The sequence below is a fragment of the Streptomyces sp. NPDC002845 genome (assembly GCF_053591955.1).
The window spans coordinates 1-15264 of the sequence record NZ_JBSFUU010000136.1; the positions used below are offsets into that span (position 1 = coordinate 1).

Consider the following 15264-nt stretch of genomic DNA (forward strand, 5'->3'; position numbering starts at 1 on the left):
GTAGGCACACGCCCTGTGGCATCGACATGCCTATCTTCCCTGGTCAACGCTCGATTGTGGCCACTCGTTTGTCCACGAACTGCGGAACCCGGGCGTCGGTGTTGAAGTTGTGGATCACGTCCCGGACCCGATCCGCGCTCGTGAACGTCACCTCGGCAATCTTCGCCACGGGCATACCCTGCGCGGACAGCAGCACCATCTGGGCGCGCCGCCAGGTCACCACCGACCCCGTTCCTCTGCGGATGGTCCGCAACAGGCGCTGCCCCTCGTCGTCATCGATCTCGCGGACACGTACTCGTTCTGCCACCCGGACAGCCTGGCGACATCGCGCCGTCCGGACCAGCATCCGAACGGTGCGTCACGTCACTACGGGGCAAAGGTTGTCTGATGCGGCACTAGTAGCGCGTCGCTGCTTAGTTGTGGCGTGTCTGGTGGGTTCCTCCTTCCCTTTTGGCGGACAGGACTGTCGTCATGGGTTCACAGAAGAAGCGGCCGGTCAGGTTGACACCGCAGGATCGTGAGGAGTTGGTCCGGGTGACCACGACGGGTGTTCGTGGGGCCTCGATGATCATGCGTGCGCGGGTGCTGCTTGCACTGGACACCTCGGTGGGTGAGGTGGATTCCAAGGAGGTGATCGCGGCCCGGCTCGGCGTCTCTGGTGAGACGTTACGGCTGGTCGCCAAGCGTTTCGCCGAGACCGGTGGCGATGTGCACGCCACGATCGCGCGGAAGAAGCGCGACCTCCCGCCGGTGCCCTCGCCGGTGACCGGTGAGGTCGAAGCCCGGCTGATCGCGATGGCGTGCTCACAGCCGCCCCGGGGCCATACCCGGTGGTCGCTGCGGCTGCTGGAGAAACATGTCGCGCTGGCCGAGGACATCCCCGATCTGGACCACTCCACCATCGGGCGGGTCTTAAAAAAACGGGACTGCGCCCTCACCTGAGAAAGTGCTGGACCATCCCACCCCGGGCGAACGCGGAGTTCGCGGCCCGGATGGAAGACGTGCTGGCCGTGTATGCCAGGCCCTACGACCCGGCACGTCCGGTGGTGTGCATGGACGAGAAGCCCTACCAGCTCCTCGGCGATGCCCGCGACCCGCTCCCGGCCCGCCCTGGTCACGACGCCCGCCAGGACAGCGAGTACATCCGCTGCGGCACGTCCTCGATCTTCGTGTGGGTCGAACCCCTGCGCGGGTGGCGTCGCGTTCAGGCACTGTCCCAGCGGACCCGGATCGACTGGGCCGGCCAGGTCAAACAGTTGCTGAGCGTGGACTACCCCGACGCCGAGACCGTGGTACTGGTGATGGACAACCTCAACACCCACAACATCGCCTCGTTGTACGAGGCATTCGAACCACAAGAGGCATTCGCCCTGGCCCAACGCCTCGAGATCCACCACACGCCCAAGAACGGGTCATGGCTCAACATCGCCGAGATCGAACTCTCCGCGCTGACCCGGCAATGCCTCGACCGCCGGATCAGCGACCTCGACACCCTCAACACCGAACTCTCAGCCTGGCAGAACGCCACCAACACCGACCAGCGTCAGGTGAACTGGCAGTTCACCACCCACGACGCACGCATCAAACTGCGCCACCTCTATCCCAAAAATTAGCCGCGACAGTCTACTAGTCCCGTACTTCGCGGGTCGTTGAATCGGATGGAGTAGTGGGCTCGGCGGTGTCCGGGGTGGGGTTGTGGGCGTTACTTGGGTGTGTCGATGACTTCCCGGTCCCCGCGTCAGTGATCTCCAGGAGGCGGATCGAGGAGCTCTCCGATGGTGAAGCCGACCTGCATGTCGATCTGCCATTCCAGCTCAGCGGTTTTGGCTGCCAGCCGGTCTGCCTCTGCCTTGTCACGGTCACCACGGGCCGTGATGCGGGCGGTGTCGTCCGCGATGACCGTGCACGCCAGATCCACGGCCGCATCCAGCTCGTCCTCGCTCGCCCGGTCGGCGAAATCCTCCAGCGCTGCCTTCACCGCTTCGACGCCCCCGCGTTCGAGGATCTGGCTCCAGAATTCGTAGTCCATCAGATGGGTCAGCCGGCGCTCATCACGTCGTCCCACGTCAGATGCTCTTCGAGCACCGGCCATTCTCCGGGCGGCACGGGAGCCGGCCCTGCCGCGTCCCGCACAGCCTCATCGACTCCACAGCGTCCGCAGATCCGCACGTCGCGGGTGAGTACGACCCGGGAGCCGGCGTCCCGGTCGCCGTCGAGCTCACTGAGCGGACCGCAACACCGCGGGCACGGGGGCGCGGTGGGGCTCTCATCCATGGGTGCAGGCCTCGCGGGGTAGATGATCCGACTTCTTCGCCAAACCAACGGTCACCCCACCGATCAGGCACGGGAACAGCCTCTACTCCAGGAGCGGCACGTCCTCGACGGTCAGGTCGGAGCGCAGGCGCACCAGCCGCACGGGGTGGCGCCATCGGCCTTGGGTGCGGCTCTCCCTCGGGGACTGGCTGAGTTGGGAACTTGGGCCTCTGGCTGCGGTCTGAGCGATGCGTCTCCTACGGTGTCGTCACGACCTTGGGGGCGGCGATGGGCTCGTTGTTCGGGGAACTGGACGCGCGGGAAGTGGCGGCCCGTGCCCGTATCGAGGAACTGCGGCAGCAGATCGCGGAGTTGACCGAGTCGCTGGAGCGCGAGGAGTCGGTGCTCTCCCGGCTGGAGATCACCCGGGAGACGGTCACCGAGATCCCCGGCGAGGCCGGAACACAGGAGCCGGTTCAGCCGACCGAGCCACCGGCAGGGACGTCCCGGGTCGGGGAGGGCTCGCCGGTCGGGGTGCTGACGGTGCCACCGTGGCGGCCGGGCCTGACCGTGTCGGTGCTGCCTCGCTCCTATCAGGACCTGATGGAGGTGCTCGCGGACACGGGGCATGCGATGCGGGCCGGGCAGGTGGCTGCCGCGGCCGGGCTGAGCACCGACAAGTCCAAGATCGAAGGGTTGCGGTCGAAGCTGAACAGGCTGGCCGAGCGGGGCTGGCTGGCCCTTGAGGGGCCGGGACTGTTCATCGTGGCGCATCCGGATACGGAGGGTGTGTCAGGACCGGTGCGCTGACGGGCTCTTCCTCCTACGTTCGAGGGTGCGAACCAGTTCGAACCGCACGGAAGAAGAGCCCGGTGAAAACCTACGGCGCGGCCGCCACGGCTGACCCCTTTGCCCGCACACGAAGGTGTTTCGAGGATCTGATCGGCCAGTTGTCCGGCGAGAGGGCCGCGCGGATGACGCACGAGAAGCTGGAGGAACTCATCGAAACGCGCGGCCGGGAGGCTCAGCGGCAGCTTCTGCAGGACCATCTCGATCTGCGTGCGCTGCGGGAGGAGCAGGCCCTCATCGCGGCCGGCCACGCGGTCGGTGTCCAGGGGCGCCGCCGCATCGAGCGCGGGCACGAACGCCGGCTGGCCACCGTGGTCGGCACGGTGACGGTGCGCCGGCTGGCCTTCCGCGCACCGGGGCAGTCGAACATCTATCCGGCGGACGCCGCTTTATCGCTTCCGAAAAGGCGGCACAGCCTGGGGCTGCGCCGCCTGGCGGTGACCGAGGCGGTGCGCGGCTCCTACGACACCGCGAAGACGGCGATCGAGCGGCGGTGCGGAGCGGTGGCGGGCAAGCGGCAGCTCGAACAACTGGTCCGCGCCGCGGCGGTGGACGTCGCCGCCTTCTACAGCGCCCGGATCCCGATGCCTTCCACGCGCGAGGAGCTGCTGGTCATCTCCGCCGACGCCAAAGGCATCGTCATGCGGCCCGATTCCCTGCGCCCGCACACCGCGAAGGCAGCCGCGGGCAAGAAACGGGGCCGGGGCATCTTCCGCACCCGGCTCGCTTCCGGGGAGAAGCCGTGCCGCAAGCGGATGGCCACCGTCGCCTGCGTCTACGACGCCGCCCCGGCACCGCGCCGGCCGCACGATGTGATCGAAGTCCCCGGCGGGCGCAGCGGCAACCGCCAGGTGCGGCGCGGGCCGCACGCGGCCCGGAAGTGGCTGACCGCCTCGGTCGAAAGGGACGCGGCCCAGGTCATCGAGGCGGCGTTCGACCAGGCCGAGGCCCGTGATGCCGCCCACGCGCGGACCTGGGTGGTGCTGGTGGACGGCGACCGCCACCAGATCGAACTGATCGAGACCGAGGCCAGACGCCGCAGCGTGACGGTCCACCTCGTCATCGACCTCGTCCATGTGCTGGAGTACCTCTGGTCAGCGGCGTGGTGCTTCTTCGCCAAGGACGATCCGGCCGCCGAGGACTGGGTTGCCGAGCACGCGCTGGCCATCCTGCGCGGACGCTCGGCCCAGATGGCCTCCTCGATCACGAAACAGGCCGACGAACACCGCCTCGCGGCCGACCGGCACAGCGGGGTGAAAGAGTGCGTGCACTACCTGGAGAACAAGGAGCCCTACCTGCGCTACGACCAGGCACTGGAACAGGGCTGGCCGATCGCGACCGGAGTGGTGGAAGGCGCCTGCCGGCATCTGATCGCCGACCGCTTCGACATCACCGGCTCCAGGTGGAGCGTCGAGGGCGCCGAAGCCGTCCTCGCCCTCCGCGCCGTGATCGACAACGGGGACTTCGACGAGTACTGGCAGTTCCACGCCGCACGCGAACGGGAACGGCTCTATCCCGGCGCTGAACAGGGAGACTACGTCCTCGGGGCCTGATCAGCGTCGTCACTCGAAACGAGCCGCACCCATCGGCCTTGGTCGATGGCGGTGTCGCCGGAGAACTCCGCCACCAGGTGCGGCGCGACAGGTGTGAACTCCAGTGGATCCCGGCTGCCCCAGTGTGAGGTCACGTGCATGCCCTGCCACGGGTGGCCGGGGCCGGACGGACTGAGTCGGTGGGCCAGGGCGGTTCGCACCGGCGCGGCCAGAAGTGTACTGCGGGCGACCAGCCGCAGGTCTCCGTCAGGTGTGTAGCGGCCCAGGAGAACGGTTGCCGGACGGGCCGCGCTGCCGGTGACGGCACCGATGACAGCCTCCGCGGTGTCCCGGAAGCGGTATTTCTGCCAGCCTCTGCGCCCTGGCTCATACCGTTGCGCAGACCCCTTCCCGACGATCCCTTCCACGCCCACGTCCGCCCATTGCCGCATCCATGTCCAAGCCTGATCGGGCTGGGAGGTCGTCGGTGTAAGGGCCCATGGTGCCTGCAGGGTGTGGCCCTGGAAGAGCGACTCCAAAGCGGCCCGGCGTTCGCGATAGGGCCAGGCGAGCATGTCTGCGCCGGCGTGGTGGAGGAGATCGAACGCGATCAGGTGAGCCGGTTGCCGACGCGCCAGGTCGGCAACGGTGCGTGGTCGGCGGTTGTTGCGCTGCTGCAGGGCGCTGAAGTCGAGGCGGCCTTCGCTTTCGTGGTAGATGACGGCCTCGCCGTCAATCACGACATCCTCGCCGAGTGCCGCTGCCGCCTCGGCGATCTCCGGAAAGGAGGCCGTGAGCTCCCGTCGGTTGCGGGACTGCAGGAACACCCGGCCAGCCTGACAGAAGACGAGCATCCGGAACCCATCGTATTTCGGTTCGAACATGGTGCCCCCGGGAAGCGTGCGGGGCCCGGGCAGGCGGGGGACTGCCCGGGCCAGCATCGGCTCCACCGGAGGCACCAGCACAAACCCCACAGAAGCACCAAATAATGAGAAAATCGACAAGAGTCCATCCAGTCCGGAGAAGGGGCGCCGGTGGACCTGGAAGCTGTCGCCGACGAGCTGTACGGGCTGCGGCCGGAGGAGTTCACCGCCGCCCGGACCGAGCGCGCCGTGGCAGCCCGCAAAGCCGGCGACCGCCCGCTCGCCGACCAGATCAGCCGCCTGCGCCGCCCCAGCCTGTCCGCCTGGGCCAGCAACCTCCTGGTGCGCGAGCAGCCCGACGAGATCCAGCCCCTGCTCCGGCTGGGCGAGGCCCTGCGCCAGGCACACCATGACCTGGACGGCGAGCAACTGCGCGAGCTCGCCCACCAGCAGAAGGTTCTGACCGGTGCCCTGTCCCGGCAGGCCGGACAGCTCGCCGCGGAGGCCGGCCATCCCATCAGTGAGGACACCCAGCACGAGGTTCAGGAAACCCTGCACGCGGTGCTCGCCGACCCCGACGCCGCCCGCCAATGGGCCACGGGCCGGCTCACCAGACCGTTCCCTCCCACCATCGGCTTTCCCGCCGCCCGGGAGATGCCGCCGCACCGAAGCAGCCCGGCGCCCCCGGCGGCGAAGCCTGCGCCGGCCAATGGCGCGGACGCGGCAGCGGACGAACGGCGGCGCACCCAGCTTTCCAGGGCCCGCCAGGAGGCCGCGGACGCCGAACGCGAACTGCGGGCGCGCGAGGCGCAGGCCCAGGAGGCCAGCCGTGCGGCCAAGGACGCCAAAGAGCTGGTCGGCACGCTGCAGCAGCGCATCACCGCACTGACCGAGGACCTCAAGAACGCCGAGGAGCAGCAACGTCAGGCCCGTGCCGCCGAGCGCACGGCGCGCGAACGCGAGCGCGAGAGTGAGGGTCAGGTGCGCAAGGCCAAAAGCCGGGCCGAAGCGGCGACCGAACACATGGAGCGCCTGGCCGCCAAGGACCGTGACCGCCACGCCAGCACGAAAGGCGCGAGCCGATGACGGGGAAATCCACCCTCCCGGCCGCCGCAGCCCGTGGCGCGGCTGGGGTGAGGTGCTCTCGCCGCAGATGCGCAGGCGGCCGTCGGCTTGCCCGCACGGGTGACGTTGCCTGTGCTCCTCTCGTGACCTGGGGTCCCACGCGTTACGATGCCCGAACAGGCACTCGAACATCCATTCGAAATGGAGGGGCGGTGCACGTCGCGACGGGCCGACGAGGGCAGCAAGGAGGCGGCGCGGCATGGCCGGTTTTACCCATCTGCACGTCGCCTCCGGATACTCGGCCCGCTACGGCGCCTCCCACCCCGAGACCCTCGCGGCCCGCGCCGCTGAGCGCGGCATGAGCACACTTGCGCTGACCGACCGGGACACCGTCACCGGCACGGTCCGCTTTGCGCAGGCCTGCGCCGAGCACGGCGTGCAGCCGATCTTCGGCGTCGACCTCGCCGTCGCCGCCCACGCCCCGGCCGCGCGGGCGGCCGACCGGCGCCGCACACCGGTACGCGGCGGCGCCCACGTCGCCGAGCCGCCGCTGCGCGTCACTCTGCTCGCCCAGACCCGCCAGGGCTGGGCCCGGCTGTGCCATCTGGTGTCCGCCGCGCATGCCGCAGCCGCGGGCGGGCACCCCGTGCTGCCCGTCCAGGCACTGCAGGAACACGTCGGACCTGGCCTGGTGGTCCTGCTCGGCCCGATGTCCGAGCCGGTGCGGGCGCTGACCGCAGGCCGTGCCGATATTGCCGAGCGGCTCCTCGCACCATGGCGGGCGCTGATCGGCGACGGGCTGCGGCTGGAGTGCGTGTACTACGGGCTGACCGGCACCGGCGCAGGATCACTCCGGCTGGCCGCGCGCACCCTGCAGCTCGCGGACCGTACCGGCGTCGCCGCAGTACTGAGCAACGCCGCCAGATACGCGGACCCGCAACAGCACCGGCTGGCGGACGTCCTGGACGCGGCCCGGCTGCTGCGCCCGATCGACTTCCGACGCCGCGAAAGGCTCGACCCGGGCGAGCGGTGGCTGAAGGACCCGCAGTCCATGGCCGAGATCGGTGAGCGGATCGCGCACGCGGCCGGCGCCGGCCGGGCGCGCGCGGCGAGGCTGCTGGCCGAGACGGCGGCGACCGCCGCCTCCTGCACGCTCGACCCGGTCGCCGACCTCGGGCTCGGGGTGCCGCACTTCCCCGAGCCCGAGGTTGTCGGTGCCGGCGGGGGAGCGGGGGAGGCGGACCGGCTGCTGCGCAAGCGCTGCGAGACCGGGCTCATCCAGCGCGGCCTGGAGCGAGATCCCGCCGCACGCCAGCGAATGGAGGAGGAGCTCGCAGTCATCTCCCAGCTCGGCTACGCCACCTACTTCCTCACGGTCGCCCTGGTCGTCGCCGACGTACGGGAGATGGGCATCCGGGTCGCGGCCCGTGGGTCCGGCGCGGGCAGCATGGTCGACCACCTGCTGTTCATCGCCACCGCCAACCCACTCGATCACCACCTCTTGTTCGAGCGGTTTCTCAGTGTCCGGAGGGCCTCGCTGCCCGACATCGACATTGATGTGGAGTCCGCCCGCCGCCTGGAGGTCTACGACCGGATTTTCGAGCGCTTCGGACCGGAGCGGGTGGCGGTGACCGGCATGCCGGAGACCTACCGAGCACGGCATGCGCTCCGCGACACCGGGCTCGCCCTGGGAATCGCCCCCGCCCAGATGGACCGGATCGCGAAGTCCTTTCCGCACATCCGCGCGTGCGACATCCGCGCCGCGCTCGCCGAGCTGCCCGAGTTGAAGAAGCTGGCAGGCGAGGCGGGCCGGTATGGGCCGTTGTTCGAGCTCGCCGAGGGCCTGGACGGGCTGGTGCGCGGCATGGCCATGCATCCGTGCGGCGTCATCCTCACCAACACGAGCCTGCTGGACCGGCTGCCGGTGCAGCCCACCCCCGGGGGCAACTACCCGATGGTGCAGATGGCAAAGGAAGGGGTCGAAGATCTGGGCTTGATCAAACTGGATGTGCTGGGGGTGCGCATGCAGTCCGCGATGGCCCACGCCGTGAACGAGATCGCGCACGCCACCGGCCGGCGCATCGACCTCGACGACCCGATGCAGGTGCCGTTGGACGACTACTTCGCCTTTAAAATCATCCAGGACTCACGGACCATCGGTTTGTTCCAACTCGAGTCGTCCGGGCAGCAAGATCTTTTGTCTCGGCTTCAGCCGCGCGACGTCCAGGACGTCATCGCCGACATCAGCCTCTTCAGGCCCGGCCCGGTAGCTGGCGGGATGCCAGAGCAGTACATCGCGGCCCGCCACGGCGCTACGCCCGTCTACCCGCACCCCGACCTCGAACCGATCCTGCGCGACACGTACTCCGTGGTGATCTGGCACGAGCAGATCATCGAGATGATCAGCGTGCTGACCGGCTGCGACCGGGCACTGGCCGAGATTGCCCGCCGGGCCCTGGGCGACGCCGAGCGCCTGCCCAGACTCCGGGCCTGGTTCCACGCGAAGGCGATCGCCCGCGGCTACGAGCCCGACATGCTCGCGGGCGTGTGGTCGACCATCGAGGCCTTCGGCGCATACGGCTTCTGCCGGGCACACGCCGTGGCCTTCGCGGTCCCGGCGCTTCAGTCGGCCTGGCTCAAGGCCCACTTCCCGGCCGCCCTGTACGCCGGGCTGCTCGAACACGACCCCGGCATGTGGCCCAAGAGAATCATCGTCGCGGACGCACGGCGCCACAACGTGCCCGTCCTCGGCGTCGACATCAACCGCTCCCGCCCCCACCACGCCGTCGAGCAACTGCCCGACGGCACCTGGGGCGTCCGCCTCGCGCTGAGCGCGGTGAAAAACATCGCCGAAGCGGACGTTGCCCGGATCGCCGAACACCAGCCCTACACCAGCCTGCAGGACCTGTGGCAGCGCGCCCGCCCCGCCCTGCCGACCGCCGAACGCCTCATCACCATCGGCGCGCTCGACGCATTGCGCGGCCAGCAGAGCCGCCGCGACCTGCTCCTGCAGATCACCGAACTCCACCGGCACACCCGTACCCGCACCGCGACCGGCCAGCTCCCCCTCGATGACGGCCAGGAGACGGTGCCCGCCCCATCCGGGCTGCCCGAGATGACCGGCCGCCAGGCCCTCGGTGCCGAGCTCGAACACCTCGGCATCGACGTCTCCCGCCACTTGATGGACCATCACCACCAGCTGCTCCGCGAGCTCGGTGCCGTGCCCGCCGCCCACCTCGGCCGCCTGCGCCCGGGCCAGCAGGTCCTCGTCGCCGGGGTGCGCGCCTCCACCCAGACGCCGCCGATCCGCTCCGGCAAGCGCATCATCTTCGTCAGCCTCGAAGACGGCACGGGCATGGTCGACCTGGCATTCTTCGAGGACAGCCACGACGCCTGCGCCCACACGATCTTCCACTCGGGGCTGCTGCTGGTCCGCGGCCAGGTGCAGCGCCGCGGCCGCCGCAACACGCTGACGGGCAGCATGTGCTGGAACCTCGATGAGCTCGCCGCCGCCCGCCGCGATCACGGTCCCGAAGCCGTCACCCGGCTCCTCGGCGACACCCAACTCCCGCCGGCAGACGAGCCCTCTCGTACGCGGCCACAGCGCACCCTGCCCATCGAGACCGGCGCCGCCCTGCATCCGTGGACCGACCTCCAGCCCGCAGGTACGCGCAGCGCTGATCTCACCAAGCTCGGCCATACCAGCCCCGGAAGCGCCGGGTGAGAACCATGACCCCCAACCGGCCGCCCGCACGGCACATCCTCCACGTCCACTACCACGGCTTCACCCTGGCCGACCCCCGCTACCCGCAGGTGCTGGACCTGCTCGCCACCATCAGCGCCCGCGTCCAGGCCCTCCCGCCCGACGCCGCGCTCGCCGACATCACCGGCGCGGAACGCTACTTCGAACTTCTCGGGAATGTCATGAATTGGGTGGGAACTTCACCAGAAGGGACACCTGATGACGATCCAGAAGACTCACTCTCTCGAGACGGTCGGCGGATGGCGGGGAAGTGGGTGGGCTTCGGCAAGGAGTTCGACGTCATCACCGGCCCTTGGGAGCTGCACCTCGTGGACGCGTCGACGAGCAAGGCGACGTTGGACGTGTGCAACCGGCCGCCGGAATAACCACCGCATGCCCCTTGATGTGGGTGATCGAACAGTAGGCGTTTGCTGTCTTCCCCCGAGTGACGATCTGCGTCCCACCGCAGAGACTCGGCGGGCGGCGTCCTAGCAGGTCAGCGAGCGGGACGTCCTGGTACTACAGCAGCGGATCTTGATGTTGTGATCGTTTCTGGTCGGCGTGTTTCCAGGGGCGGAGTCGGGCGGGGAGTGGGTCGCCGCGGCGGCGGTAGTGCGCGACGGCGGCGCGGGTCTGGTGTTCGGTGCGCCAGTGGTGCTGCTGGAGTTGGTAGGCGTCGTTGTGATGGGGCGTCAGGACGGTCAGGGCGAGGAGCGTGGCCAGGGCTGGGACGGTGAGCCGGATGCCGGGCAGCTGGGTCCGGACGGCTTGGGCAGGGGTGAACCGCGAGGTCAGCCGGCCTGAGGGGCGGGCGTCACGGTCTGGGCTTTTCCCGGGTGTCCGGGCTGGTCGGGGATCTCGGCGAAGGCATCGGCCGGGGGATCTGCCGGCTGCTCAGGGTCGGGATGCCGGGCGCGTTGGACGACGAGGAAGGCCAGGGCGAGCATCGTGCAGGTGACGTGCCGGCGCCAGGCGGTCCAGGTGCGGACCTGGTATCCGCCGAGGCCCACCAGCTGCTTTCCCTCGCGGTTGTCCTCCTCGATCTGCCACCGCACACCGGCCCGGGAGATCATCTCCGGAACTGGGGTCGCTACCGGCGCGTGGACCAGGAAGAAGGCGAACTCGTAGTCGGTCCGGCCGCCGGCCGACAGCTTCTTCTCGGTGGATCGTCGGACCAGCAGCCAGTGGGCGAACCCGGGCGCGGGGTCCTGTCCGGTCACCTCCACCTCGAAGGAGGCCCAGTCGTAGAACCGCTGCCCTTTGGAACCCTCGCCGCACGAGCGGCGCTCCCACCGGTCCCGGCTGACGGCGTAGTGCCGCAGGTCACCGGCCTTGGCGACCCTCGGCTGGCGGGGCTTGCCCGGCGGCCCGTCCAGGGGCAGGTCGACCGGGACGGCCAGCACGTAGCGCAGGCGCCGCTCGTGCAGCCAGGCCCGCAACTGCGGGTCGCGCCCGTAGCCGGAGTCGGACGCCACCCAGGAAAACGGAACCCCCACGGCCAGTGCGTCCTCCAGCATCCGCGGCCCGAGCTGCGGTTTGGTGGCGAAGCCGACCTCGTCGGGCACCCCGGCCGCCCGGCAGCGGTCCCGGTCCGCCGTCCATGACTCAGGCAGGTACAGGGCCCGGTCGATGAAGGTGTGCCCGCCCGGTGCGGCGTAGGTGAGCATCACCATCACCTGGCAGTTGCGCACGTCCTTCGTCAGGCCGCAGTGCTGGTGGGCGACCCCGACCGACCGGGTGCCCTTCTTCTGTACCTGGGTATCGTCCAGTACCAGCGTCGCCTCCGGATCACCGATCCCGGACAGCGCGTACTCGCGCACCCGGTCCCGCAGCTCATCGGCCGACCACGAGGCGGCGTTGAGGAACTTCTGCACCCGGTCCGGCGTCGCGTGCCCCGCCCGGGCCGACAGCGTCCACCCGTTCACCCGGCCCAGCCCCGCCAACAGGCCCTCGACCAGGTCCGCAAACACCTCCCGCGGCTCGGGCCGCGCGAACAGATCACCCAACCCCTCCGTCAGCGCCGCCAGTTCCTCGGCCCACACAGCGAGGTGCTCTTCCGTCACATCCACCAGCATGACCACTCAACGACAGCATCGATCAACCGTCACAAGAACTGCTGCTGTAGTACTGGGATGCGGCCACTTCGGCGCCGGCTGTGGCCGGGCGTCGCGCCGGACTTGCAGTCTTGTTGCGGAGCCGGCCGGTGCGGTCGGCTCCGCCCATTCAATGCACGTCAACGGAGGAAAACAGGCGATGCTGTGCCGGGGGTCTGCCGCCTGCGTCGCGGTGTTCTGTGCAGCGTGGTGGCCACTCGGTGCTCAGTGTCGGCCATGGGATTGAAGAGGGCGTCGGCTTCTGCGCGGGAGCACGGGCCATGCGTCGTCTTCCCGCCCTGCTCGCGGAGATTACGCGAGAACCGTAATCGTGCACGCGGAATACGAGGGGAAATGATGCGGACGGTACTTGCTGAGCCGTGCGCTCACCTGAGGGGGAAGGGGATGTGCTGCGTGCAGGGGAAGATATCTGTTGGACTGTCGGCCGTTCTCATCGCCTGCCTGACCACCGGCTGCCAAACCGGGGGTGAAGGGCCGGAGGACGGGGCGCGGCCGCAGCAAGGAAAAGCGGCTGCTGCGCCGGAGGCCCGGATCAGGGATCTGACCCTCGCGGAGGAGGTCGAGATCGACCGTGCGGAGGACGGACTGGTCCGGCAGTGCATGCAGCGTCGGGGCTTTCGTTATTGGCCGTCCCCGGTGGCGGGCGTCGCGGAGCGCAAGGTCGGCGGGTACGTCATCGACGACGTGGACTGGGCCCGCCGGTACGGCTACGGCCGGCTCTTCGACATCGCGGCCGAGAACGCACGCCGCAGCCACCCCAACATCACCTACGCCAACGCACTGCCCGAGCCCAAACGCATCCGCTACTCCCTGGCCCTCGACGGGGACTTCGACGACACCCTCACCGCCGAACTGCCGTCCGGGGGCTCGGTCCGGACGCCGCGCACGGGCTGCTATGCCGAAGCGAGGGAGCAGCTCTACGGCGACTACGCGAGGTGGTTCAGCGCGAAGAAGACCGTGACGTCGCTGACGCCCCTGTACGTCCCGCAGCTCCTGCAAGATGAGCGTCTGCGCGCCGCGGTGACGGCGTGGTCGCGCTGCATGAAGGAGTCGGGAAACCCCTTCAAGAGCCCTGACGAGATACGCCAAAATCGGGACGGCCTGGTGAAGGGGATGAGCGAATCACAGGCCCTGAAGACCGAAGTCGAATTGGCCGTGACCGAGGCCGAGTGCGCCCAGGAGGCATCCCTGGGAAAGACCGCGCGTGCCCTTGAGAAGGAATACCGTCAGACAGTTCTTCGTGACTACGCCGAAGAATTTGCTACGTACCGGCAGATGAGAATGTCTGCCCTGTCACGGGCCAGGAACCTCTGACGTCAGCACGTATCCCGCCGCAGACTTCCGTGGCACAACTGGCTGCGGAGTACCCCAACCGACCGACAATCGAGGAGCCCTGCCCATGAGAAAGCTGCCCGCCACCCTGACCGTCCTGGCCATGGCCGCGCTGGGAACCGCCGTCCCCGCCTCCACCGCACACGCGGCTTCAACCTGCTCCGACAACTACTCGGCCGCGATCTCCGGCTACATGTACGCCTACAACTACGCGTACTGCGACGGATACCTCGGCCGGGCCAAGGGCAACGACCCCAACTGGGGTGACAGTTCCCGGAGCTTCCAGGGCGGCGACACCAACAAGGCGACGTCCATCCTCAACAAGGGCAACACCTACGAAGTCCAGTTCTTCAACGGAACCGGGACGCAGTGGAGCGGCGGCTACATCTGCCTGTCCCGCAACGAGGGCTACGCCTCCGACCTCACCGACGACTACTTCACCAGCGGCTACCGGGTCAGCAACGCCATCAGCTCGCACCGCTGGGTGAGCGCCAGCACGTGCAGCAAGTGGGCGGTCTGACCCCACTGCCGACACCCACACCGTGCGGGGATGCCTCTGCCCCGGCATCCCCGCACGGCGACCACCGAGGGCAGGGCGGCTTGGTACCAACAACTCCCGGAGCAGGGCATCGAGGGCATCGTGGCCAAGCTGGGCACCTCCGCCTACAGGCCGGGCCGGATCTGGAAGAAGATCAGGCATGCCGAAACCGTGGATGCCGCCGTCGTCGGCTACACCGGGCCGGCCGCGCGGCCGCGGGCACTGGCGGTCCGTCTGCCCGACGGACGTATCGCGCTCACCCAGCCCCTGAAGGCACCGCTCGCCGCCCAGGTCTCGGTGCATTTCGCCGCCAGCGGGCCGCCACGAAGCGCACGCACCAGAGCGGGGGAGGCCTACACCACCACCGCGCCCGGACTGGTGGTTGAGGTCCTCGCGGGGACGACCCGGCACGCCGTGGTTTTCCCTGTCAAGTTCTTGTGTTCTCTCTCGGACTGTCTGGGCAGCCCTGGGACGATGTGACTTTGAACCGCTCCGGGATCGGTGGAGCCTCCGGCCTGTCCCGGAGGGGTTCACGGGCCGCAGAGTTCCGCCTTTGGGCTGTTCCCTAGGGATGCAGACTCCTACGGTGCTGTCATGCAGGAAGCCATCATCGGGGCTATGGCCGCGGTCATCGGCGCGGTCATCGGCGCCTGGGCGGCCATGAAGGCGCGTACTCCCGCGAAGGCGCAGGTCCAAATAGCCGACGCCAGACTGATCGCCCCTGACGCCGTGATCATGTTTCTGGCCGATAGGATGATTCACCGACTTGAGTGATCAAGGGGTAGTGCGCTGACCAGCTGATCCGTTTCTTCGATCAGCCAGCCCGTCGAACTGCCTGCCAATACAACCCAGGTAGAGCCCCAGCTGACAGCGCAGCCCTTAGCTTGATGTTTAACCATGCTGCCGTTTCAAGCGGACGTGTTCGGTGAGGGTTTCGGCTCGTTTCACGGTCTTCCCGGGTTCGTAGCGTGGGGCT

Annotated in this window: 13 protein-coding genes and 2 pseudogenes; 11 read left to right on the forward strand and 4 right to left on the reverse strand. The window is 68.9% G+C overall.

Annotation, left to right across the window (positions count from 1 at the left end):
- Positions 1-94 precede the first annotated feature (94 nt).
- A pseudogene (locus ACWD3C_RS45895) lies at positions 95-307 on the reverse strand (helix-turn-helix domain-containing protein); the annotation flags it as partial.
- Between the two features lie 227 nt (positions 308-534).
- Between ACWD3C_RS45895 and ACWD3C_RS45900 the strand changes: the two are divergent.
- Together ACWD3C_RS45900 and ACWD3C_RS45905 are read left to right on the forward strand one after the other, a co-directional pair.
- Positions 535-942, forward strand: coding sequence for a helix-turn-helix domain-containing protein (locus ACWD3C_RS45900; protein WP_451154332.1), 408 nt, complete (start codon positions 535-537; stop codon positions 940-942).
- Positions 831-1613, forward strand: coding sequence for an IS630 family transposase (locus ACWD3C_RS45905; protein WP_451154334.1), 783 nt, complete (start codon positions 831-833; stop codon positions 1611-1613). The genes ACWD3C_RS45900 and ACWD3C_RS45905 overlap by 112 nt, the downstream gene beginning before the upstream one ends.
- A 125-nt stretch (positions 1614-1738) precedes the next feature.
- On the opposite strand, the gene ACWD3C_RS45910 is transcribed toward ACWD3C_RS45905, so the two are convergent.
- Positions 1739-2065 (reverse strand): hypothetical protein, encoded by a 327-nt coding sequence (locus ACWD3C_RS45910; protein ID WP_451154336.1) that lies wholly within the window; start codon positions 2063-2065, stop codon positions 1739-1741.
- Positions 2066-2541: 476 nt separating this feature from the next.
- Here ACWD3C_RS45910 and ACWD3C_RS45915 point away from each other — a divergent pair, with 476 nt between their 5' ends.
- Together ACWD3C_RS45915 and ACWD3C_RS45920 are read left to right on the forward strand one after the other, a co-directional pair.
- Positions 2542-3063, forward strand: coding sequence for a hypothetical protein (locus tag ACWD3C_RS45915; RefSeq protein WP_451154338.1), 522 nt, complete (start codon positions 2542-2544; stop codon positions 3061-3063).
- Between the two features lie 62 nt (positions 3064-3125).
- Entirely contained in the window at positions 3126-4655 is a 1530-nt protein-coding gene (locus ACWD3C_RS45920) for an ISKra4 family transposase (protein WP_451154340.1), read from the forward strand.
- Here the strand turns inward: ACWD3C_RS45920 and ACWD3C_RS45925 are convergent.
- The gene (locus ACWD3C_RS45925; protein WP_451154356.1) at positions 4637-5575 is read right to left on the reverse strand and encodes an ATP-dependent DNA ligase; all 939 of its coding nucleotides are present in this window, start codon (positions 5573-5575) and stop codon (positions 4637-4639) included. The two genes, ACWD3C_RS45920 and ACWD3C_RS45925, sit on opposite strands and share 19 nt — an antisense overlap.
- Before the next feature lie 93 nt (positions 5576-5668).
- Here ACWD3C_RS45925 and ACWD3C_RS45930 point away from each other — a divergent pair, with 93 nt between their 5' ends.
- From ACWD3C_RS45930 to ACWD3C_RS45940, 3 genes and pseudogenes are all read left to right on the forward strand, one after another.
- Positions 5669-6583, forward strand: a complete 915-nt coding sequence (locus ACWD3C_RS45930) for a hypothetical protein (RefSeq protein WP_451154342.1) — start codon at positions 5669-5671, stop codon at positions 6581-6583.
- 238 nt (positions 6584-6821) lie between these two features.
- The gene (locus ACWD3C_RS45935) at positions 6822-10286 is read left to right on the forward strand and encodes a DNA polymerase III subunit alpha (RefSeq protein WP_451154344.1); all 3465 of its coding nucleotides are present in this window, start codon (positions 6822-6824) and stop codon (positions 10284-10286) included.
- A 269-nt stretch (positions 10287-10555) separates the two neighbouring features.
- Positions 10556-10690, forward strand: a pseudogene (locus tag ACWD3C_RS45940) (XRE family transcriptional regulator); the annotation flags it as partial.
- Positions 10691-11095: 405 nt separating this feature from the next.
- Here the strand turns inward: ACWD3C_RS45940 and ACWD3C_RS45945 are convergent.
- The gene (locus tag ACWD3C_RS45945) at positions 11096-12367 is read right to left on the reverse strand and encodes an IS701 family transposase (RefSeq protein WP_451154346.1); all 1272 of its coding nucleotides are present in this window, start codon (positions 12365-12367) and stop codon (positions 11096-11098) included.
- Positions 12368-12802: 435 nt separating this feature from the next.
- Here ACWD3C_RS45945 and ACWD3C_RS45950 point away from each other — a divergent pair, with 435 nt between their 5' ends.
- From ACWD3C_RS45950 to ACWD3C_RS45965, 4 genes are all read left to right on the forward strand, one after another.
- Complete coding sequence (locus ACWD3C_RS45950; protein WP_451154348.1) at positions 12803-13732, forward strand: hypothetical protein; 930 nt, start codon at positions 12803-12805, stop codon at positions 13730-13732.
- Positions 13733-13817: 85 nt separating this feature from the next.
- Positions 13818-14270: a hypothetical protein gene (locus ACWD3C_RS45955; RefSeq protein WP_451154350.1), complete on the forward strand. Its 453-nt coding sequence runs from the start codon at positions 13818-13820 to the stop codon at positions 14268-14270.
- A 30-nt stretch (positions 14271-14300) separates the two neighbouring features.
- On the forward strand, positions 14301-14768 hold the full coding sequence (locus ACWD3C_RS45960) for a hypothetical protein (protein ID WP_451154352.1): 468 nt from the start codon (positions 14301-14303) through the stop codon (positions 14766-14768).
- A 114-nt stretch (positions 14769-14882) separates the two neighbouring features.
- Positions 14883-15062 carry a hypothetical protein gene (locus tag ACWD3C_RS45965; protein WP_451154354.1) on the forward strand — a complete coding sequence of 60 codons (180 nt, stop codon included), beginning with the start codon at positions 14883-14885 and terminating at the stop codon, positions 15060-15062.
- Positions 15063-15264: the final 202 nt, after the last annotated feature.

Coding starts and splice junctions, on each gene's coding strand:
- ACWD3C_RS45915 (WP_451154338.1), top strand. CDS start 2,542: ATGGGCTCGTTGTTCGGGGAACTGGACGCGCGGGAAGTGGCGGCCCGT.
- ACWD3C_RS45925 (WP_451154356.1), bottom strand. CDS start 5,575: ATGCTGGCCCGGGCAGTCCCCCGCCTGCCCGGGCCCCGCACGCTTCCC.
- ACWD3C_RS45935 (WP_451154344.1), top strand. CDS start 6,822: ATGGCCGGTTTTACCCATCTGCACGTCGCCTCCGGATACTCGGCCCGC.
- ACWD3C_RS45950 (WP_451154348.1), top strand. CDS start 12,803: ATGTGCTGCGTGCAGGGGAAGATATCTGTTGGACTGTCGGCCGTTCTC.
- ACWD3C_RS45955 (WP_451154350.1), top strand. CDS start 13,818: ATGAGAAAGCTGCCCGCCACCCTGACCGTCCTGGCCATGGCCGCGCTG.
- ACWD3C_RS45960 (WP_451154352.1), top strand. CDS start 14,301: ATGCCTCTGCCCCGGCATCCCCGCACGGCGACCACCGAGGGCAGGGCG.
- ACWD3C_RS45965 (WP_451154354.1), top strand. CDS start 14,883: ATGCAGGAAGCCATCATCGGGGCTATGGCCGCGGTCATCGGCGCGGTC.